Source organism: Streptomyces sp. NPDC127190, from assembly GCF_042672505.1.
GTDB lineage: Bacteria > Actinomycetota > Actinomycetes > Streptomycetales > Streptomycetaceae > Streptomyces.
The window spans coordinates 53,355-74,167 of sequence record NZ_JBHXVE010000036.1 but is presented as its reverse complement, the minus strand read 5'-3'; the positions used below and the strand labels follow the sequence as shown (position 1 = coordinate 74,167).

At 68.5% G+C, this 20,813-nt stretch carries 17 protein-coding genes and 4 pseudogenes; 11 read left to right on the top strand and 10 right to left on the bottom strand.

The annotated features are described in order from the left end of the window. Positions 1–476: 476 nt before the first annotated feature. A pseudogene (locus ACFVIU_RS35390) lies at positions 477–1,258 on the top strand (ISL3 family transposase); the annotation flags it as partial. Positions 1,259–1,695: 437 nt separating this feature from the next. Here the strand turns inward: ACFVIU_RS35390 and ACFVIU_RS35385 are convergent. Next, positions 1,696–1,959, bottom strand: a pseudogene (locus tag ACFVIU_RS35385) (DUF1343 domain-containing protein); the annotation flags it as partial. Between the two features lie 319 nt (positions 1,960–2,278). Here ACFVIU_RS35385 and ACFVIU_RS35380 point away from each other — a divergent pair. Then, entirely contained in the window at positions 2,279–2,500 is a 222-nt protein-coding gene (locus ACFVIU_RS35380) for a hypothetical protein (RefSeq protein WP_385847642.1), read from the top strand. A gap of 108 nt (positions 2,501–2,608) precedes the next feature. Here ACFVIU_RS35380 and ACFVIU_RS35375 read toward each other — a convergent pair whose 3' ends face one another. Genes ACFVIU_RS35375 through ACFVIU_RS35360 form a run of 4 tightly spaced genes read right to left on the bottom strand, consistent with a single transcriptional unit; the run spans position 2,609 to position 6,396 of the window. Beyond that, on the bottom strand, positions 2,609–4,024 hold the full coding sequence (locus tag ACFVIU_RS35375) for an NAD(P)/FAD-dependent oxidoreductase (RefSeq protein WP_385847640.1): 1,416 nt from the start codon (positions 4,022–4,024) through the stop codon (positions 2,609–2,611). Further along, a complete protein-coding gene (locus ACFVIU_RS35370) occupies positions 4,021–5,196 on the bottom strand; it encodes an MAB_1171c family putative transporter (RefSeq protein ID WP_385847639.1) in 1,176 nt (391 codons plus the stop codon). Before ACFVIU_RS35370 ends, ACFVIU_RS35375 begins: the two co-directional genes overlap by 4 nt. A 1-nt stretch (position 5,197) precedes the next feature. Continuing rightward, complete coding sequence (locus ACFVIU_RS35365; RefSeq protein WP_385847637.1) at positions 5,198–5,773, bottom strand: ImmA/IrrE family metallo-endopeptidase; 576 nt, start codon at positions 5,771–5,773, stop codon at positions 5,198–5,200. Beyond that, complete coding sequence (locus ACFVIU_RS35360) at positions 5,770–6,396, bottom strand: hypothetical protein (protein ID WP_385847635.1); 627 nt, start codon at positions 6,394–6,396, stop codon at positions 5,770–5,772. Before ACFVIU_RS35360 ends, ACFVIU_RS35365 begins: the two co-directional genes overlap by 4 nt. A gap of 706 nt (positions 6,397–7,102) precedes the next feature. On the opposite strand from ACFVIU_RS35360, the pseudogene ACFVIU_RS35355 reads away from it, so the two are divergent. The 5 genes and pseudogenes from ACFVIU_RS35355 to ACFVIU_RS35335 all read left to right on the top strand — a co-directional run. Then, positions 7,103–7,192: pseudogene (locus ACFVIU_RS35355) on the top strand (IS5/IS1182 family transposase); the annotation flags it as partial. A gap of 1,081 nt (positions 7,193–8,273) precedes the next feature. After that, entirely contained in the window at positions 8,274–8,537 is a 264-nt protein-coding gene (locus ACFVIU_RS35350) for a hypothetical protein (protein WP_385847634.1), read from the top strand. Positions 8,538–8,730: 193 nt separating this feature from the next. Then, positions 8,731–9,264 (top strand): phosphoribosyltransferase family protein, encoded by a 534-nt coding sequence (locus tag ACFVIU_RS35345; protein ID WP_385847633.1) that lies wholly within the window; start codon positions 8,731–8,733, stop codon positions 9,262–9,264. A gap of 43 nt (positions 9,265–9,307) precedes the next feature. Then, positions 9,308–9,556, top strand: a pseudogene (locus tag ACFVIU_RS35340) (transposase); the annotation flags it as partial. Positions 9,557–9,908: 352 nt separating this feature from the next. After that, complete coding sequence (locus ACFVIU_RS35335; RefSeq protein ID WP_385847631.1) at positions 9,909–10,310, top strand: hypothetical protein; 402 nt, start codon at positions 9,909–9,911, stop codon at positions 10,308–10,310. 81 nt (positions 10,311–10,391) lie between these two features. Here the strand turns inward: ACFVIU_RS35335 and ACFVIU_RS35330 are convergent, their stop codons facing one another. Together ACFVIU_RS35330 and ACFVIU_RS35325 are read right to left on the bottom strand one after the other, a co-directional pair. Further along, positions 10,392–10,700, bottom strand: coding sequence for a hypothetical protein (locus ACFVIU_RS35330; RefSeq protein ID WP_385847630.1), 309 nt, complete (start codon positions 10,698–10,700; stop codon positions 10,392–10,394). 155 nt (positions 10,701–10,855) lie between these two features. Then, positions 10,856–11,809 (bottom strand): helix-turn-helix domain-containing protein, encoded by a 954-nt coding sequence (locus ACFVIU_RS35325; RefSeq protein ID WP_385847629.1) that lies wholly within the window; start codon positions 11,807–11,809, stop codon positions 10,856–10,858. A gap of 132 nt (positions 11,810–11,941) precedes the next feature. Here ACFVIU_RS35325 and ACFVIU_RS35320 point away from each other — a divergent pair, with 132 nt between their 5' ends. From ACFVIU_RS35320 to gltX, 4 genes are all read left to right on the top strand, one after another. Continuing rightward, on the top strand, positions 11,942–12,283 hold the full coding sequence (locus ACFVIU_RS35320) for an ANTAR domain-containing protein (RefSeq protein WP_385847628.1): 342 nt from the start codon (positions 11,942–11,944) through the stop codon (positions 12,281–12,283). A gap of 366 nt (positions 12,284–12,649) precedes the next feature. Continuing rightward, positions 12,650–13,015 carry a DUF4440 domain-containing protein gene (locus ACFVIU_RS35315; protein WP_385847627.1) on the top strand — a complete coding sequence of 122 codons (366 nt, stop codon included), beginning with the start codon at positions 12,650–12,652 and terminating at the stop codon, positions 13,013–13,015. A 1,263-nt stretch (positions 13,016–14,278) separates the two neighbouring features. After that, complete coding sequence (locus ACFVIU_RS35310; protein ID WP_385847626.1) at positions 14,279–14,473, top strand: hypothetical protein; 195 nt, start codon at positions 14,279–14,281, stop codon at positions 14,471–14,473. Positions 14,474–14,652: 179 nt separating this feature from the next. Further along, the gene (gene gltX / locus ACFVIU_RS35305) at positions 14,653–16,029 is read left to right on the top strand and encodes a glutamate--tRNA ligase (RefSeq protein WP_385847648.1); all 1,377 of its coding nucleotides are present in this window, start codon (positions 14,653–14,655) and stop codon (positions 16,027–16,029) included. A gap of 18 nt (positions 16,030–16,047) precedes the next feature. On the opposite strand, the gene ACFVIU_RS35300 is transcribed toward gltX, so the two are convergent. The 3 genes from ACFVIU_RS35300 to ACFVIU_RS35290 all read right to left on the bottom strand — a co-directional run bounded on the left by ACFVIU_RS35300 (position 16,048) and on the right by ACFVIU_RS35290 (position 20,448). After that, entirely contained in the window at positions 16,048–16,569 is a 522-nt protein-coding gene (locus ACFVIU_RS35300; protein WP_385847625.1) for a hypothetical protein, read from the bottom strand. 166 nt (positions 16,570–16,735) lie between these two features. Further along, a complete protein-coding gene (locus ACFVIU_RS35295; protein WP_385847623.1) occupies positions 16,736–18,628 on the bottom strand; it encodes a hypothetical protein in 1,893 nt (630 codons plus the stop codon). Continuing rightward, the gene (locus ACFVIU_RS35290; protein ID WP_385847622.1) at positions 18,625–20,448 is read right to left on the bottom strand and encodes a non-ribosomal peptide synthetase; all 1,824 of its coding nucleotides are present in this window, start codon (positions 20,446–20,448) and stop codon (positions 18,625–18,627) included. The genes ACFVIU_RS35295 and ACFVIU_RS35290 overlap by 4 nt, the downstream gene beginning before the upstream one ends. Between the last annotated feature and the right edge of the window lie 365 nt (positions 20,449–20,813).

Sequence of the window (20,813 nt, the reverse complement as noted above, 5' to 3'; positions counted from 1 at the left end):
TGTTTGGTTTCCCTCTTCACCCCGTGACCGGGATCAAGGTTTAGTTCCCTAGCTGATGCCAGGATCCGGGTCGGGAACAGCCCCGGGCTGACACTCCCTTAGGAGGCTCGCTCTAGCTGCTTATCAGGCAGCGAGGGCGTAAGCCTGGGAGTCGTCGGCCGCAGCTGAGGCCAAGAGGCGAAGACAGGACGAGGCTGAGCGCAAGCACGCCCTGGAGCAGGCCAAGCGTAAGCGCCGGAAGCGCGGGCGTTGAGAGGACAGATGCCGATGGGACGGGCGACCAGTTTTCCAGAGTGCTGGATTTGGTGATCTCCCTTGCGGGATGATCCCGGTGTGCGTGATGGGGATCGGCGGTTCCCCGTCAAGTCCTGCGTGTTGAGTGCCGCTGCGGTATTGACCTGGATCGTGGTGTCCTTCTCGGGGCAGTGGGGGAAGGCCGGCTGGAGAGGTCAGGGAGTTGGGCGGGGCTGGCAGTGCCGTGTCCGGTGTGCGGGACGCCGACGGCGAAGGTGCACGGCTATCACCACCGAACGGTGAGGGACGTGCCTGTCGACGGCCGCCAGGTCGTCGTCCACCTGCGCGTACGGCGGCTGGCCTGTCCGGTCCTGGGCTGCCAGCGGCAGACCTTCCGCGAGCAGATTCCAGGACTGCTGGAGCGCCATCAGCGCCGCACGGTGCGTCTTGTCGGGCAGCTATCCAGGTGACGGGGGAGTTATGCGGCCGGGCGGCCCGACGCCTGGCTGGCCTTCTGGCCGTGCCCGTCTCCCGCAGTACCGCATTGCGCCTGCTGCGGCGCCTGCCGTTGCCGCAGCAGGCGGTCCCGCGGGTGATCGGCGTGGACGACTTCGCCCTGCGCCGCCGCCACCGCTACGCCACGATCATCACGGATGCCGAGACCGGCAGACGCGTCGCGGTCCTGCCCGACCGCGAGGCGGCCACCCTGGAGTTCTGGCTGCGCGATCATCCTGGTGTCGAGGTCGTGTGCCGGGATGGTTCGGCCACCTATGCCAAGGCCGTCCGCCGAGCCCTGCCCGACACGGTGCAGGTCAGCGACCGATGGCACCTCTGGCGAAATCTCTGCGACAAAGTCCGGCTCGAGGTCCACGCCCACGCCGGATGCTGGGTCACCATCAACCCGTTCCGCCCTGGCGGAGTATGCGAGTAGACCACACTCGAACGCTGGAACAAGAACCACGATCTCCTCGGCCGGGGCGTCGGCCTGCTCGACTGCTCCCGCCGCCTCAACCTGGCCCTGAACAGGGCAATCGAGGGCACCTCCTTCTCCCGCCGGGGCGGCGGACGGCTACTGGTTGGGGTGGACGGCCTGGACGGCGGTGCCCGCGTAAGCCTTGGGGGTCAGGGCGAGCAGATACCCCCCGGCGGGATGGGCAGCGGAGGGGCGGGCGGCGTGGATGGCGTGGACGGCAGCCCAGGAGTGCCCGAAGCGCAGCAGTGCGGTGGCGGTGACGGCGGCGTCGGTCGAATGCCTCGATCCGGATGAATCGCAGCCCCTTGATGTAGCCGAGCAGGCCGGGCCGCTCGGTGTCGCTGGCCGTCAGCGACAGCACCGGCGCATGCAGGTCACCGACTCCGCCAGAGGCCTGGACGTAGAACGCGGCGACCGCCTCGTTGAACGGATCCTTCGGGCCGAACAGCACTGCGGCGGTGGTGTGGTCCAGGACGACCGTGACCGCTGCCACTACGCGGCCTCCCGGCGTGCTTGCGGAAGGTCGGGACATACCGCAGGTCACGGAAGTGCACTCCGGGAAGGCCGAGTTCGGCAAGATAGGGGGCCAGCCGCCGCGTCGACGTACGGCGTCCCGACGATCTCGAAAGGCTGCGTCGTACCGCGGCCCTCCGAGATGTTGGTGCCCTCGAACAGACAGGTGCCGGGTAGACGGCGGCGGTCGCGGGCGTCGGGATGTTCGGCGAGGGCACGACCCACGGCAGACCGGTGGCGCCGGCGCCCACGGTCCCCGTGACGACGGTGGCGTTGTCGGACCCGTCTGCAAGGGTGGTCGGTGTGCGGCAGAGTGCCGTCGGGCGCTCGGGAGACGACATGGGGCCGGGGCCCCGGGGGACGGCTGGGAGGGCGGCGTCGACTGGGAGGGCGGGCGGGACCACCGGGACATCCGGCGACGGCTCGACCAGGGCGCCGATCCGGAGGCGCTGCCGTGCGGGGAACGGCCCCTGCACCGGGCCGTGGCGTTCGGCTTGCCCGAGGTCGTCGCGGAGCTGGCCGGGCGCGTACGTCGACGCCCGGGAGGACGGTACGACCGTGCTGTGGGAGGCGGTGGTCGGCCACCGGCCGGAGATCGCACGCGTCCTCGTCGCCGCGGTAGGCCGGCGGCGCATCGCGACCCTGGCCAACGTCGGCTACTACGACGGCACGGGACTGGCCTGCGTGGCCGGCATCGACGCGCAGGAGGCCGTACGGCGCCTGGCAGCGGACTGCAGGCCGAGCACAGGGTGCCAGTATCCGAGCGGGCGAGGCACATAGTGCAGCTGGCTGGTGGTGAGCGAGCTGGTGACCAACACCCGCACATACGCTCCGGGCCCGTCTTTGCTGACACTCGAAAGTCTCTCAGACGGGAGACAAGCCTCTCGGTCAGGCGTAGCCGACGGCCTTTCGCTCCTCCGGGGTGAGGGGCGGTTCCTCGAGTGGTGGTTTCACCGGGCCGATCAGGGCGCGGATGAGGACGTCGGGCCGGGCCAGCCGCTCGGGGCCGTCCCGGAGTGTCATCACGTCGGTGACGGCGCGGGCGACGGGGCCGGAGCCGGTGGCGGTGTAGATGAGGCGGTTGACGAAAGCGGCGGCCAGGCGCTCGCCGGCGGTCGGGCCGGTCTTGGTGGCGCCGGCGTAGAACACGTCCGTTCCGGTAGCGAAGGCCCAGGCTGTGGCGACCGGCCGCGCGATGGCTTGCTGCACCCGGCGGGTGAGACCGAGTGAGCCCCACCCGTGCTGCCGGACGGTGTCGCGGAGGATCACGGCGGCCTGGGCGGTGACTGTCATGCCGTGTCCGTACGTCGGGTTGTACGAGGCCACGGCGTCGCCCATGACCAGCAGGTTGTCAGGGAGCGATGTCTTCTCGTAGAAGTGGCGCCGGTTGGCCGTCATGTGCGTCACGCTGATGGTGCTGAGAGGGGTGGCCCTGCTGATCAGATGTCCGACGATCGGGTGGCGCAGTCTCTGGGCGAAGTCCTCGAATTCGTCAGGGTCCTTGGTCGGCTGGCCCCCGCGGGTGCCGGTGAGAGTGACGAGCCAGCGGCCGCCCTCGAGGGGTGTGATGACACCGGACCGCCCGGGACCGTGCCCCGGCGGGTCGGCCTGGACGTTGATGATGGGCCAGTTCGCGGGGAGGCCGTCGGGGGCCTGGTAGACGCGGCTGGCGTAGACGAGTCCGGAGTCGACCTCGCGGACGGCCGGTGGCTGTGTGCCCAGGGTCCGCAGCCAATGGGGGATGCGTGAGGCGCGGCCGCTGGCATCGACGACCAGGTCGGCGAGGAGGGTGTCGTGCTCGCCGGTGTCCTCGTGACGAGTGGTGACGCCGGTGACCGCGGTGGCGTCGCCGGTCAGGCCGATGACGGCGGTGCGCTCCATGACGGTGATGCTGTTTCCGGCCTTGCTCAGCACACGACGCCGGACCACCCAGTCCAGGAGGTCACGGCTGCAGGTGATGGCGTAGTGGCTCTCGGCCCAGCGGCGGAACCAGCCTTTGGGGCTGTAGGCCACCATGCCGGTCGTGAGGGGGATACGGTGGGCGCCGGCCTCGTCGAGTTCCTTGAGCGTGCCTGGCAGCAGCGACTCCATGGCCTCGGCACCGCCGGACCAGAGGATGTGGGTGTGGGCGGCCTGGGGCAGGCCGGTGCGGGGTGCGGGCCGGTCCGGCAGGACGTCGCGTTCGATGACGAGGACGTCCGTCATCTCCGACAGGACGCTCGCGGTGAGCATCGCCGTCAGGCCTCCGCCGATGACGATGGCACGGCGGGGGCGAGTGGGGCTACCTGGAGCGCTGCTGGTCATCTGACTGCACTTTCGTCTGCGGCAGTCCGGTGGACCGCGTCGCTGGGGAGTTCGCGCAGGGCGCGGGAGATGGATACGAGGTCAGCGGCGCCGTCTGCCAGCGGCCGCGCCGGGGCCGCTGGTTGGGTGCCGCCGGATCGGAGGCGGCCGACGGCTGCCTTGATGGCCGCGGCGTCGGCGAGGGCTTCGGCCTCAGAGGGGGTCTTGCCCTGGGACCGATGGGCACGCAGGTCCTGCTCGCGGCGGTCGTAGTCGATGTAGGCGTGCAGCTGTCGCACCGCGTCACGGACGAAGGTCCTGCGGTGCGTCAGGCGCAGCTGAAGCGAGGAGAACCGGCTGATCGTGACCGGACTGGACGCGGCCGGCACCTGCTGCAGGGCCTGGGCGAGGGGGGCGAGAGCCCGGTACTCGCGGCTGGCCGCCAGGCGTTGCGCCATGCGTTCTCCGGCGTGGGGGACGACGAAGCCAAAGCCGATCAGCAGGCCCACCACAGCGGCGATGGGCGGGGCGAGGTCGGTGCTCATCCAGTTGAGGTCATCGCGGCCGTTCCACCGCGCGATGACGGGGATCAGCTTGGCGATGTCGTAGAGCAGGTTCATGGCATAGCCGACGGTGAGCATGACGACGCCGACGTGCAGCCACCCGGTACCGCGGACCCGGCTTTCCCAGGTCCACAGCAGGGCGGAGGTGAGCAATACGGCCACGGTGTGCGCGAGCAGGTAGAGCAGGATCATTTCGCGCGACCACGGGGTGGTGGCGTAGTACGTGTCGAAATCCCGGGTGCGTTCGACGTGGTGGTCGCCGAGTGCGAAGCAGATCCACAGGCCGAGCGCCACGGTGCCGTAGCTTCCGTAGACGTACCAGGTCGCGCGCCGGATGCTCTCCGGCGTGCCGCCGCGCCACTTGATGATCAGCAGCAGGCACGAAGCGCTGAAACCGGTGAGGAGGCTGTAGACCCAGGGAGCCGAGAAGTTGGTGATCCCTGTCAGGTCGTTCATGGCGGCTATGACGGACGGTGCAGCGAAGAAGAAGACCCCGACTGCGGCTATCAGGAGCCCGCCGACCTGCCGTGCGAGGGGGTTGCGGCCTCCGCGCAGCACGGCCGGCACCTTGTAGAACAGCCCCACGCCCAGCACCACGGCTGTGATCCAGAAGGTGTCACTGATCGTCATGTCAGCCTTGCGCTCCCGGGTAGCCGAGCGAGACGCCGATGCGGCGCGCCACGTCGTCGAGCCGGCGGGCGCCCGGGACCGCGAGCCAGCCGGCCATCCGGCTGCTGAGGAGGAGACCGAAGCCCTCCGCCTCGAGTTCGTCCTCCTGGTTGGAGTGGGAGCGGGTGGCTATGTGGCGCGCTAACTGGGCCCATTCGATCTGGTCGCTCAGCGCCGCGCGGGTGGTGACCGCGGCGTTGCCGAGGTCGTGCCCGCAGTGGCCGGCGTGCATGTGCCACAGCTCATGCCCGAGGACAACCAGTTGGTGGTCGGGGGACAGGTTCTCCTCGATGACGATGACGTCCGCGTCCTGCACATCCAGCCACAGGCCTGTGGTGTCCGCCATGTTCTCGGGGAACGCGCGCGTGATCAGCGTGACCGGCCGTCCGCCCCGGCGCTCGCTCATGACCTCGCACAGAGCGGCGAACACGGCGTGCGGTTCGGCGGGAACGTCGACTTTCGCGGCAACGCCCGCGCCGAGGTCAGCCATGAGTTTGCGCTGGTCCTTGGCGGTCTTGCGCGCTGTGGCTCTCTTCAACTGGGGTCCTCCTGGTTGCCCAGGCGCTTGAGCTCGCCCCGGACTGTGTCCAGGTCCGAGACGATGGATGCGACGAGTTTTGCGAGTTGGGCCAGTTCGGGCTTGTTGTAGCTGCTCCTCCGTCCATTGACGCTGCGCACGTTGAGGTCGGCGAGCACCTGCCCCGGGTTGGTCTCCACCTTCAGGTCGAAGACGATCCGCCGCAGTTCCCGCCGCAGTGCGTCGGCCGGCTGAGCGGTCAGGAAGTCAGCCGGGACGCCGTACGCCTTGCACAGGGCGGCACCGACGATGATGTTCGGCTTTGCCTCCCCGGCGACGAGTTTCCTGGTCCACGTGGTGGTTTGGTCGATCGCGGCGGCGATGTCGTGGATGTCCTGCGGAGTACCGTCGGCCGTGGTATGACGTTCGTACAGGAAACGCACGCGGTCGCGGACCATGACGTCCGCCTTGACCTCCGCAGGGGCGCCGCCGGCGAGCAGGGTCCGCACGTCCGCCTCGGTCAGGCCGGTCGTGAGGGAAAGCGCCGTGACGTCCAGGACGTCGTCGGCGCTCTTCCCGCTGACCACACACAACTCCTCCACGGATCTGAGTAGTTCCTCGATCGTGGGCTGGGGCTCAGTCACAGGCGTCTTCCTCGCGGCCGGAACGTGGTGTGGGGCGACAGGGGCCACCGTATGCCCCTGACCGCACACAGCCTAGAGTCAACGAACATTCGTTGCATGGCTTGAACGTTCGTTGACATCGCTTCGCATCGGCGTAGCAATATCCGACCCTGGAACGCTACGCATCCACGCGAACGCATTGGGTGAAAGTTCAAAAGTGCACGTTCCGTCATGAACGGACGTCAGCACCCTGGGAGTCGCAGACCCGCACTCCCGGCCGGGTGCTCAACGGAATTGAGAGCAGCCGTGACGATCTCAGACGCAACGTCACACCCTCGCTCGTCGACGGCAACCCCTGCACGACACGCGTTGGTGACGATCGGCCAGGCCGGGAGCGCCAGACCGAGCACCACCCGGACCACCCCTGACCCGGCTCACCGCGTGCCCGTGAACGGTCAGGTCCGCGACGGCGCAGAGGGAGCCTCGACGTGACCATCAAGCACATCGCGATGGTGCTTGAGGCCGAAGGGGTGGACGGGCCGGAGCAGTTGCTCCTGATCGCGTACTGCAACAGAACCGATGACCACGGGTCCTGCCGGCCCGGCCAGCAGTGTTTGGCGGCGGGCTGCGGACCCTCACGCTGCCGACGGGCGTTCGTCCCGGGCTCGTCGGATGCTCGGAGGTTTGCGAGAAGCGGACTGGGACGGTGTGCTGACCCGGTGCGGAAGGTCGGCCCGAGAGAGTGCTGCTGGAAGACCGTGTGCTCCTGGTCGCCGCGTACTGGCGCACGAACCTGACCCAGTGCCAACTGGCCCCATCCTGATGAGCCTCCGGAAGCCCCCAGACTCTGCGAGACCCCGCAGTTCGCCAAACTGTGCGAGTCGGGCATCTGTCCTCCGCCCCGATGCTATCGGCCGACCCTGGCACATCCTCATCCGTCCAACCCGAACCGCCCTGTCAACGATCGTTTCCTAGCCGAAAATGATCGTTGACACTTCGCGCCTGCTCGTAGCACCATCCTCGCGATACCACGTCCTCGATGGATACCGGATGAACTTTCAGCTGGGGCGATAGGCGGCCTACCGGAAGTACGCCCATGGACTCCTAGCCCACATTCCTACTTCAATCAACTGGAGGTCTGGGTATGCGCGTGCCAAGAACGTGGGAGGCCCATCGGCTGACGGAAGGCGACTTCACCGAGGGGGATCTGGCCGAGTTCCACCGCCTCATGACGGAGCTCATCACCACGTGCAAGCAGGCAGTAGAACAACATGCACCAGAAGGCGTGTGGGCCCCATCCGCTTCCGGAATCTTCGATCAGTTCGGAGAATCCATGCAAGTGATCGCAGATATGACCCGAACACTCAACAAGACACGCGCCGGCATACGCAAGATCGGTGGCAGGGCACGCGCACGATTGAACGAGCGTGCCGCAAGGCACACCCCACCCGTGGAGACCTGCCCAATGGGCCAACGGCCTCATCCGGCTGTGCTACGCGGGGGCGGGTCGTGACCTGGCCAAGGGCCGCATCGACGAAGCGAACAACAGGCGTCCGCCGTGCGCTTGTCGGAACACCGCTGACCTTCGTACACAGGCGCCTGCGGACAGCGCATCCACGACCGCACTCAGAAGGTATCTAGTGCCGCATCAGCTAACGTTCGTCCTGTAGGACCGCTGGAAAACTCGTCGGAATAGTCTCCCCGCGGCGGCCGAGGATGGCCCCTTTGCGGACCCTGACGACTGGCTGGGCGGACGCGGAGTCGAGGTCTGGGGTGGGTTGCGCGCCGGCGATCCCCAGGCCCGCAGCAGCCCATTCCAGCCGCCGCCATACACCGCCTGACCTGGTCTCTTGTCATCCTCGCTCCTATGATCGGCATCGGTCGAAAGGGAGGGGTGGATGGACCGGACCGTACGCACCGTCAAAGACGTTCTCGCGCTCTTGGACGGGCTCTTCGCATCTGAATCCGAGGCCGACCGCCTGGCAACAGGGGACGGCAAGGGCTTCTGGGACCGCGTCCGGGGCGGGGATGCCGGTGTGTTGGGCCCACCGGAAGGCGGCTGCGGGCACATTCAGGCGCTTGCCGGCCTGGCTCGCGTCGTATTCGGTTCGTCGTATGAGATCACCTCTCGCTCGTCGCTGGAAGCGGCGGACAGAACATGACGGGCAGGTGAGAGGCAGTCAATGGCGCAGCGAAATAGGCAAGTTGGGTGTACGTCGACGAGGTTCTGTCTCTTTGGTCAGCGTCGGGCCCGGATGAGGATTACGGCGAACGGGGAGTGCCGCTTGCCTGTCTGTGTTCCCCGAGCGGAGAATCCGCTTGCCCGGCTGCCAGTTCGTCCGCACACTCGCGATCATGATGTCTCACGCGCGCGGCCTGGTCCTTGAACGCTTCCGCTGGATCGGCGGCCACGCTGACGTCTGGCAGTTCTTCCGTGACCCCGAGGCTCTTGCTGCGGTGGTCCGTGCACTGGCCGAGCCGTTCCGGGAAGAAGGCGTCACGGCAGTCTGCGGCATCGAGTCGCGGGGGTTCCTGCTGGGCGCGGCAGTTGCCGTCGAGCTCGGCATCGGCTTCGTCGCGGTACGCAAGGGCGAGGGGATCTTCCCCGGGGAGAAGGTCACCAGGTGCAGCGACCCCGACTACCGGGGTACTCGCCAGGAGCTGCGTCTGCAGCGGATGGTGGTGCACTCCGAAGACCGGGTGCTGCTGGTCGATGACTGGATCGAAACGGGCAGCCAGGCGTCGGCTGTGCGGTCGATGGTCGAGGAATGCGGCGGGCAGTGGGCCGGCTGCTCCGTCATTGTGGACCAGACAGCCCCGGCCCGGCGGGCGGATCTGGGTGTCCGCAGCATTGTCACCGCAGCCGAACTTCCGGCTTGGGGTGGGTAGTCCTGACACGTGTCCGCCTGGCTGGTTACCCGGTTGACCGGATGTGCCTGTCGGACGAGTGATCACTGATGCGATGTGGGGCAGGATCGCGCCACTGATGCTGGCCGATCCGGTTCGCGGGAGGCGGTGGGCCGACCGCCGCCGCCATCGCATGGAGGTACCGCACCAACTCGCCGTGGCGAGACCTGCCGGCCGAGCTCGGCCCGTTGCAGACTGCTCACCAGCGCCTCATCAGACGGGCCGTCAACGGCAGGAGCGTATCCTCGCTGCTCTCCTGGCCGCCGCCGATGCCGAGGGCGGCATCGACTGAACCGGACGGCAGTGGCCTGGAAGTCGGAACCCCGGATACGTATCAGGCAGCCACGGCGCCCCACATGTCCCTCGTTGGCGGGCAGGGCCCAGTCAAAATCCGGTTCGTCAGAACAGCGGCGGTCAAGCCGACAGCCTGGCGGGACACCAAACCGACATGCTCGCGATCGGCTACCAGGCCGTCCTGCACATCCAATTCGAGTAGGAGATCTCATGCCGGTGTGGACGTGACCGACTTTCCCGACGACCTGGTCCATGACCCCTCTCAACGAAGTTTGACCGTCCGGGATTCGTCTCATAGAACTTTGACGTCGCAGGTCAGGTACGGTTCGGACGTGACTGAGCACCTTCCTCCCGACGTGGCTGAGGTGCTTGACGCCCTCCTTGGCGACGATGACCCCGTTCACCTTGCGCTCCGCGCCCAGCTGCCGCACCTGCGCGTGCAAGGGCGTTGTACGTGCGGATGCGGCACGGCCTATTTCGACCTCGACACGGTCTCGGTTCAGCCGGCACCGTCCGGGCCGGGCACGGTGGTGGCCGCCGACGCCCAGATCTACACCGAGAACTGCGACTGCCCTGGCGAAGTCCTGGTCTTCGCCCAGGCCGGGTACCTCTCCTGGCTGGAGGTCTGCTCTTGGAGCGACGACATGGAGATCACCCTCGCCATGGCTGCTGGGCCGTCTGATGGCGGACCCGCCTGTGGTCAATCTTCGCTGAGACTGATCAAAGTTCGATGAGACGGGTCAGTCCAGACGCAAGGCGCCTGGAACGTCACCTGCCAAGCGCGCGCCGCACCCCGCCCCCGCGACACCTCCGCCCTACGGCGCCGTCTGCTGGTTTTGTCCGTACGGCTGTGGTGGCACCCCTACGGGGAGACCGTCCCGGTGCTGGCGGCACGCTCCGAGCTGCGCCACCTGGCCCGCGCCCTCGGAGCCGTTCGGGCCGCGTGACCGGTCGTACCGGACGGCCAGGAGCACGACCCCGTAGTCGTGCAGTTTCTGCAGTCTTGCCGTGTGGTCTTGGAGGAAGAGCGGTGAGTCCTCGGCTGCGACGGCTGCGGCGGTGGCCGGGAGGGACGACAGGCGCTCGTCGTCGACGCTGAGCCACAGAGCGATCGGCCCGGCCATGCACACGATTCGAAGGCGGCGTCCGCTGTTGCTTGTCAGCTGGCGTTCCTGCCCTCAGTAAGGGCAACCGCCGCTTACACCAGCGCGGTCACCACCGCGGCCTGCACCACGCCCAGCCGGTCACTCGCTGACGGCGGTTGCTGCTACCCCTGTGCTCAGTCGCCGGTCAGGGTGGTGCGGGGCGTGCGCCGGTAGGTGTCGCGGTACAGGGCAGCGAAGCGGCCCGGGTGATGGAAACCCCAGCGGGCCGCGATCGCCGTGACGGTTGCCCCGCTGTCCGGTGTGGCGGTCGCCAGTTCCTGGTGGGCGTGGGCGAGCCGGACTCGGCGCAGGTGGGCCAGCGGGGTGGTGTCCAGGTGCCGCCGGAAGGCGTACTGCAGTGCGCGCACGGTCACATGGGCCGCGGCGGCGATGTCGGCGACCGTCATCGGCTGGTCGGCGTGGTCGTCGATGTAGGCGAGCGCCCGGCGCAGTACCGCGGGATGCGCGTCGCGGCGGTCGGCCGCGGTCGGCTCGGGCAGGGCCGTGTTCGGGAAGGCGTTCAGGACGCTCGCCGCGAGGTACTGCGCGGCGGTTGCGGCGATGAGCGGCTGGTCGGCGGTCTCCGGGTCGGCCAGCACCGAGTCCCGCAGGTGGGCGATGGTCCGGCTCAGCTGACCGGCCGCGGCCGCCGAGCGTGGCCGGTGCCCCGTCAGCCGTACCGGCCGCGCGTCGTCGGCGCCGCCGGCCACCTGGCCCAGCAGCGCTGGGTCCAGCATCGTGATGTTGTAGCGGGCGTTGCAGATGCGCCCGGAGTACGGCAGGTCGGGCGGGGCGAGCAGCACTACGTCACCCGGTCCGAAGGTGTCCTCCACGCCCTGGAAACGATGGTCCCGCACGGTTCCCTCGTACACGTGGCACAGACAGATGCGCCCGAGCGGCGTGACCGAGTAGCTCATCTCGAAGTCGAGGACGAGTTCGTCGACACTCACCGGCGCGATGGCGGTCCGCCGGATCCTGGCCCGGCTGGCTTCCGGGGTGCTGCTGCCGATGCGCATCCGGGCGTAGGCGCGGCTGAGGAAGTCCTCTGTGACCTCCAGGTCCGCGCTGTCGAAGGTGAGTGTCTCCACGCCTCGCCCATGCCCGGGCATCACCCGATCATGCGGGGCTGAGCAGGCCGTTTTCGCTTTTCGGCCGGATGCGTGCCAAGTCGTTCGCTTGGTGGCTGGCGCGGGTGTGGCGCCGTGCCGAGGGTGGGCGGCATGACCGGAGACGACGAGGAGACGGACCAGCTGGCGGCGCTTCAGCAGGAGGTGACCCAGCTGCGCACGGCCGTGGTTTCGCACGCCGTGATCGACCAGGCCATCGGCGTGGTCATCTGTGTCGGCGGGCTCCGGCCCGAGCAGGGCTGGGATGTGCTCAGGGAGGTCTCCCAGCACACGAACATCAAACTCCGCGAGGTGGCCGACTGCCTGGTGCACTGGCCGTCCAGCGGGCAGATGCCCGCTGGTGTGCGCCGGGCCCTGTCCGCGGCGGTGGCCCGGGCCCGGGAGTCCACTGCGACCGGAGAGGACGACGCGATGAGCGGGGTGCCCGTGCGCTGAGGTGGCAGGGCGTTCTCACGTGTGATCTTCAAGGCGCTGTTGGGCGGGTTTTGCGCATGGCGTCGGTGAGGGCGCAGGACGGGAAGGGGCTGCGGGTCCGCCAGGAGGCGGAAGCGGTCACGGTGAGGTGGGTCCCGGCAGCTCAGTTGGATCCCGTCCGGCGGCCGGACGCGGATTTCGAGGGCATCCGCGCCGTTCTGCGGCAAGCGCTGCGTTTGGCGGCAGCACTTGTGCATGAGTTCCGGTGTCAGTTGGTGATCACTCCGCCGAGAGATGTTCGCGAGTTTTGCCGGCACCACCGTGCCGTCGTCGCATCGGGTGATCAATTCACTGTGCTTTGGCAAGCAGCGTCCGTAGGGTTTAGGCATGACGGATGAGAGTCAGCGGGCTGTGCAGGCAGCCATTGATGGGGAGATGCGGCTTCTCGATCCCGAGGTGCGCGCTTCCCCGGCCCGTGTCCTGGAGCTCTTGGATCCGGAGTTCACCGAGATCGGGGCTTCTGGGCGCCGGTGGGACGTGGAGTCGATCCTCACGGTGACGAGTGGCGGCTCGGTGTCCCCGGAGTCTCCGGTCAAGGTCAGCGAAATGTCCGGAGTCGTCCTTGCTCCGGGCGTCGTTCATCTGACGTACTTCGCCGACAATCAGGGTCGTCGGGCATGGCGGAGCTCTTTGTGGCGTCTGACGGAGACGGGCTGGCGGATGTACTTCCACCAGGGCACTTTGACCGGTTGAGTGGGTGGGACCGCCGCTCGCAAGGGCGGTGATCGCCCTTACCGCCCAGGCCATCCTTACCTGGAAGGAACGCCGAGAACAGCTCCAGACCAGCCTCCCGCCCACCAGCGCCGACCCTCTTCCCCGCTCTCACCCACCGGGAGGAGCCATGTCAGTACGCGCTGGTCGCTCACGAGGTCGTCGACGCCACCCGGGCCCGGCGGGCGTGGCCGTCTACCTCGACCTTCCCGACGACGTTGCGCCCTGCCTCCGGAGGCTGTCAAGAGGGCCGTCGACGACCTCGACATGGACACGCTGGACGGCTTCGGAGCCATCCCACAGCCCAACCCTGCCCTGGCCACACCCACTGCAAGACCTCGTCGCACAGTCAACCGCGGCAAGCTGGCACGTTGGCTATCGCCGCCGCGGCTTCAGGCGGCTGTGTACACGCGTTCTCCAAGCCGGCGTTGTAGTCGACATGCCTTCTCGGGGCAGTATCAGCGCATCATTGGTCTGCTGGTGAGGAGTTGTCATGCCGACTGCCTGCGCTGTGTCTTCCGGCCGGATCAGAAGCCCACCCCAGGCGCTTTCTCTCCGGCGGTGACGCAAGCGAACCTGAAGCAGACAATCTTGCAGAAAGGCGGCTGTGCCGAGGCAGTCCGGCCACCAGCCTCGGTCATGGACCGGGAGAAGAAGCTGAACGCCGCCTCCTACGGCTATACCGGCCGTCTTCTGGACGCCGCCCGCCAGCTGGTCGGCCTGGAGCCGGGCGGTGACCCGAATGACGCCCGCAACCTGTGGTCGGAGGAGCCTGACTCGGGGCATCGGGCGCGGTCACCGGGCCGGACACGGGACCACTTCGCTGGCCGCGGCGTCATCCCGCCGGTGGTGCAGCACCGCGGTCTGGGGTCTTGCCTGCGGGGGTCAGGGAGTGGGGCCGAGAAGCAACCTACAGCTTTCAGTGCGGCGCTCCTCGGTGGACCAGGTCTCCCGCCAGCGTGCGGCCATACGGTCCGCAGGCGTGTTGTTCGGTGTGGCGGGTCCGGCGTGCCGAAATCCTTCTGGGGCCCGGACTACTGAGGCGGAAGACTTCCAGCGTCCCGCACCATACAGGCCAGATCGGACACCGTCCTGGAGGGCCGGCGTCCGCCTCCGGCGCGTGGGCCGACCGACACTCGCGGGTGTGGGCTGAACCAGGGTTGGGGATGACTGGCAGGCCACCGGCGGGGGTGAATACCCGCGCGTGTGGGCTGACCAAAGGGGAAGCTGTTGAACGGCACCACCATGACCGAAGACCCCCGACGCGACCTGAACCGTTGGGGGAGCGAGGAGCTGGCCAGGGCGGCCGAACTTGTGGCGGCGTACAAGGGCGTACGGCACCTTGTGCAGTTGGGAGAGCAGTACCGTCTATGGCCGTCCGGGGACGGTGAGTTGAGCGCCGTACAGTATCTGGCGCCCGACGGCCTGCGGAGTGCCTAGCGATTCTCGAACCTGCTGCAAAGGGCCATTGATCCGCTGGTTCTTCCGGTTTCCGGCACAGAGCCGTGCCACCTGCCACCGATCTGCCGGTTCACCGGGCGGGGGTCTTACCGTCGGGTATCGTCGGGCCCATGGCTGCTGCCCCGGTTCGCGTTCGTTTCGCCCCGTCCCCGACCGGCATGTTTCATGTCGGTGGTGCACGGTCCGCTCTCTACAACTGGGCGGTGGCACGCCGCTCCGGCGGCGCGTTCGTCCTGCGGGTCGAGGACACCGACGCGGCCCGGAACAAGCCGGAGTGGGTCGACGGGATCATCAACGCGCTGGCGGCGATCGGCATCCACGAGGAGGACCCGGCCTTCGAAGGCCCGTACTTCCAGTCGCACAACGCCGATCGGCACCGGGACGCGGCCCAGCGGCTCTTCGCGGCCGGCCGGGCGTACTACTGCGACTGTACCCGGGAGCAGCTGAAGGAGCGTACGGGCTCGGACCACCTCGGGTACGACGGGTTCTGCCGGGACCGGGGTCTGGCCTTCGCGGCGGGACGGGCGCTGCGGTTCCGGACGCCGGACGAGGGCGAGACCGTCGTGGTCGACCTGGTCCGTGGGAAGCCGGCGTTCCCGAACAGCGCGATCGAGGACTTCGTGATCGCTCGCGGTGACGGGTCCCCGGTCTTCCTGATCGCCAACGTGGTCGACGACCTGGACCAGGGCATCACGCAGGTCATCCGCGGCGAGGAGCACCTGTCGAACACGCCGAAGCAGCAGCTGCTGTGGGAGGCGCTGGGCGCCGAGCCGCCGGTGTGGGCGCACCTGCCGGTGATCGTCAACGAGAAGCGGCAGAAGTTGTCCAAGCGTCGGGACAAGGTGGCGCTGGAGGACTACCTCGCCGAGGGTTTCCTGCCCGAGGCGATGGTGAACTACCTCATGCTCCTGGGCTGGGGGCCCGGAGGCGACCGGGAGATCATGCCGTACGAGGAGCTGGAGCAGCTCTTCCGGATCGAGGACGTCAACACTGCGCCGGCCTTCTTCGACGTGAAGAAGCTGACGGCGTTCAACGGCGACTACATCCGCGCTCTCTCGCCGGAGCAGTTCGCCGACGCGTGCGCGCCGTGGCTGGTCGCCCCGTACGCGCCGTGGGGCCCGGAGGCGTTCGACAAGGCCCTCTTCGAGGCGGCGGTCCCGCTGGCCCAGACCCGGCTGGCGCTGCTGTCGGAGATCACCAGCTACGTGGACTTCCTGTTCCTCGACGAGCCGGCCTGGGACGAGGCGTCGTGGAACAAGGCGATGAAGGCAGGTGCCGGTGACATCCTGTCCGACGCCCGTGCCGAGCTGGCCACCGTCGCGGACTGGAAGGCGGGCGGCCTGAAGGACGTCCTGCTCGCCGTCGGCGAGAAGCACGGCCTCAAGCTGGGCAAGGCCCAGGCACCCATCCGGGTCGCGGTCACCGGCCGGACGATCGGACTCCCGCTGTTCGAGTCCATGGAGTTGCTCGGCCGGGATCGCGTGCTGGCCCGTCTGGACGCCGCGGCCGAGAGGGTGGCCGCCGCGCAGGCATAGCCTGCGGGCCTGTCCCGATCAGATGAGCGTGTACCGCCCCCGTCCGACCCTCCGCACCAGACCCTTCTTGCACAAGCGGTCGAGAGCCGACGACACGACGGAATCAGGCCGCCGGGAGTCGCGCAGCAGGTCCGTTTGCCCCTCGTCACGCAGGCGCTCGATGATCGTGACGAGGTCCCGCGTGCGCAGTGCCTCCGTCGTGGACAGCACGTTGAGGAGCATCTCCTGAATGGAGAAGGGCTTGCTCGCGCGGAATCCGGTGGGGTGGACGATCACCGTCGCTGGGGCGGTCGGCTCCGGCGGAGGGGCCTGCGTGGAGTTCTTCGACGTGACGGCGCGCACGGCGGAGGCCGTCTCCACTAGGCCCGGCTGGAACTCGTCCAGCGAGGTGTTGAGGGTCTCCAAAAGGTTCAGCTTCCGCTTCGCCTCTTCCAGTTGCGTGCTCAGCGACTGGACCGTTTCCGTCTGCGCCCTCAACTGCTGGCGTACCAGCAGCAAGGTCTCGCGCACGACGGCATGACTGTCCGATGCTCTGTCCATGAACTCCTCCGCTGTAGGCGTCCTGCGGATTCCGGTTCAACTTATGCCTGCTGGAACGCAAGGATCGCAAGTCTTCCCGAGTTTGGACAGAGCACGCCCGGAACGCAGAAGCATGAACTCACCGGCCTTTTCCTTGCGCATTCGATGACCGGAATCCGATTCCGGGTCAGGAGACGTGATCGGGGTCGCCCGACGGAGCCGGAGCCAGTCGCATCATGGAGGACGAGGCGATGTACACCCCGTTCACGATGGCGATGAAGACTCCGGTGTGGACGTCCGGGCGCGGCTGATGACCGACCAGATCGATCTCTGCCGTGAACTCCTCCTTCCCGCCCGGAGGCACGCAGATCGGGGCGCTCACCTCGGGCGGCAGACCCAGGAATCGGCGCATCGCGAAAGCGAATCCGATTCCGCCGCGCAGGACATGTTCGGAGTCGTTGCGCAACGTCCGGGACAGGCCGATGACGCGACCCGACACGGCATTCGTGTCCAACATCCCTTCGAGTACGAATGCCGGTTCGTCCGATTCCTCACTGGTCCACCAGAGGTCACCGCAACGCCGGCACTGCAGAGTCCGCACCGTCAGACCGGCGTGCACCACATGCGCCATGGTGATGAGGGCGGCCCGGTCCCGCGCACAGTTCGGGCAGGTCACAGGCGTTTGGGACACCTCGCGCAGGCCGTCGAGCGACGGGCCTCCGTAGTTCCAGCCGTTTACATAAATTTCATGGGCGATCGCAGCGGCTGTGGCGTGCTGAAATGCGGCGAGATCGGTCTCGATCCGGGCAACATGCGAGGCCAGATCCGGCGCCTGCAAGTCCTCGGCGGCCTTGCGCACGCGGACCCGGAACCCTTCCACGGCGAGTGCGTCGACTCCTGGCTCCAGCCAGCACAAGCGTTCCAGGCGCGGCAGGACCACGTTGCTCAGATGGGCCAGGTCCCGGACCGCCCCTTCCTCACGGCGCGTCGCCATGACCGCCGCCGTGCCCGGCCCGGTGCCCGCTGCCCGCCCGGCCGGCAGGCCGAGGACCAGGCCGGGATCGCCGAGCAGGCCGAAGCGGTTCAGCCAGCCGTTGATCGGGTGGGCCCGCTCGTTCAGGCGCTCGACGGCGCGGCCGAGCGGCAGGTTCTCCGCGAGCGCGCTCTCCAGGTCTCCCTGCGCTCCCCGCTGTACGATATGGACGCCCAGCGCGCCCACGACCGCGACGGCGGTTCCTTCCAGCAGTCCCAGGCCCAGGGCCACATGGTGGGGGTAGGCGTTGGTGCCCACGGCGATGGACGAGCAGCTGTGGGTGAAGACCACGGTCGCGTGCAGTTCCGCCGCGGGAAGGCGTTGGTCCTCCGCCAGGTCGGCACGGTGACATCCTGCGCCGTACATGCACGGCATGTGCCGGTACGCGGGGTCGACGGCGGGCAGCGGGGTGTCGATCGCGTCGGACCGGCCGCACAGGATGCCGTCGGGCAGAGCCGCGCAGCACTCCTTGCCCAGCGCCTTGAGCACCAGCAGCTTCGGTCTGCGCCGGCCGAGTGCGATGACGTCCTCGAACTCGTTGGTGTCCGCCAGCTCGGCGTCTTCGAGCATGGGGTGGGTGGCCACGAAGACGCGGTCCTCGGCCGCCGCGTCGGCGGTGAGGCTCCGGTAGACCAGGCAGGTCAGCGCTGCCAGGTCACGAGCGGTGACGACGCCGACCACGGGGCCGTGGGCGCCCGGCCAGTCGCCGGACGCCGTGATGTCGTCGGCCAGGCCGACTACTGCGACGAGTTCGCCGGCCCGCGGGACGAGTTCCGCCGCAAGGGCGCCGGGCTCCACCACGCGGTGCTCACGGCCCGTGGCGACGGCCAGCAGCCGGCCGACGGCGCCCGCGTCCTCGCCGACGCTGATCACCGTCCCCGCCCGTGGGGCGGTGTCCACCGACGGCAACCGGGCCTCGGGGAACAGGGACCGGTAGCGGTCCAGCGAGGGACCCGCCAGCACGGGGAAGGGCAGGCCCGGGGTCCAGGCGTTCGCCCGCTCGCGGTATTCGGCGACGTTGGCGCAGGGCATGACATGAGTGTTCACGCGCCGCTCTCCTTCCCCGCACCGGCCGCGAAGGCCGCGACGCGCGCCGAATCCGGGGCGTGGGTCTCCAGCATGCGTGCCTGCGCACCGAGCGTGGCGTGGGTGTAGAAGGCGCGCAGCGGCGGCCTGATCCCCAGGTCGCGGCGGATTCTGGCGCTGAGGCGCCCGAGGAGCATGGAATGGCCACCCATCCTGAAGAAGTCGTCCTCGGGCGTGACGGCGTCCACTTCCAGCAGGTCGCACCACATGGCCGACAGGACCTGCTCCAGCGGGGAGAGGCCGTCCTCGAGCGCGCCGTGCGCGGAGTCCCGCTCGCGCTGGTCGCGCTGGGGAACGAAGGCGGCCAGGGCCGTGCGGTCGACCTTGCCCACGGGGGTGAGCGGCAGCCGGTCGAGCACCGTCAACCGGGGCACCATCCACTCCGGCAACTCCCGCGCCAGCTCCTCGCGCACCCGGTCGGCCATGCCCGCCTCCGCCGAGGCGGCGGGCACCACGAAACCAGCGAGGCTCCGGTCGGCCTCCTCCCCGCGCACCACGACACAGGCGTTCCCGACCTCAGGGTGGGCGAGCAGCCGCGCCTCGATCTCACCGAGCTCCACGCGGTGTCCGCGGACCTTGACCTGGTGGTCGGTACGCCCGAGGTAGACGAGCACGCCGTCGGCATCCCGCCGGACGAGATCGCCCGTGCGGTAGAGCAGGAGGTCTGGGCGTTCCGGATGGGGCACGAACGCCCGGGCCGTCTGCTCGGGGCGGTTGAGGTACCCCAGGCTGAGGCAGGGGCCCGACATGTACAGCTCGCCGCGCCGGCCGTCGGGCACCGGGTGGAGATCCTCGTCCAGGACGTGGGCCTGTAGACCGGGCAGTGGCGTGCCGATCGGGATGATCCGGGTCTCGTCGGTCACGCCGGAGACCACGTGCCGGATGACGAAGGTCGTGGTCTCGGTGGGACCGTACACGTTGGCCAGGGTGCCGGACAGGGTTGCGAGCACGTCGCGGGCCCGCCGGGGATCCATGGCCTCGCCGCCGACGAGCAGCAGCCGCAGGGGCGCGAACGCGGCGGGGTTCTGCAGAGCGATCTCGTGGAAGACCGACGTGGCTGTGATCATGGCGGTGATGCCGTGGCGCCGGAACTCCTCGGCGAGCAGTCCGCCGTCGGTGAGCAGCTCGCGGGGGAGGATGACGAGGGTGGCGCCGGACGTCAGCGTCGCCCATATCTCGTACGTGATCGCGTCGAACGCGGGACTGGTGAGCTGAGCCGTACGGTCGCCGGGGGAGAGGGACAGGTCCGGGTCGGGTCCCGCCACGTTCGTCAGGAAGTGGGCGATGCTCGCGTGCCCCACCAGGACGCCCTTGGGTGTGCCGGTGGTGCCCGAGGTGTAGTACACGATGGCCGGAGTGTCCGGTGCGACGGCGGGCGGCGCGACGAGCGGACCACCCGCGGCCGGAGCCATGTCGACGTCCGGGAGGACCAGCTCGGACGGGAATCGGTCCGCCAGCTCCGGAGTGGTGATCACGCAGGAGGCGCCGCTGTCGTCCAGGATGAACTGGTGGCGGCCGGCGGGCTGATCGGGTTCCATCGACACATAGGCCGCACCCGCCTTCCACACGCCGAGGAAGGCGGCGATGCGCCGGCAGCCCTGCGGAAGGCACACGCCCACGAAGGAACCGGGACCCACGCCCCGGTCGATCAGCTGGCGGGCGACGCCGTCCGCGACCCGGTCGAGCTCTGCATACGTCAGTTGCTCGCGAGCATCCGGATGGAAAACGGCCACCGCATCAGGAGTCCGCTCGACCTGCCTGGTGAACAGAGCGCCCAACATCCCCTACACCACCCCTCGTTGAATCACGCCCGACGGGTCAGGCCGTGATCCCAGGACTGTAACCCCTGGTTGCGGCGATGAGGAGGCGGACAGGGCGTCAGTCCGTCAGACGCCGGGAAATTTTTGGGAGTTGAACCCACCTGCCTGGTTTTCGGCAAGGAACCTTGTGGACATAGGACGTGAAATCTCTCCTGTGCAAGGTGGAGGTCTAGCCTCCGTCTGATCTTTCGGGTTAACTGACGGTCGGCCGAGCACCACGGCGTCCGCGCGTTCAAGTCCGCTCGCGACCGCCGATTCCACCGGAACGACCTTTCCCCGGTTGGCGGTTCGCGCAGTTCCCGGCCCCTCGGTCGCACATCATGTTC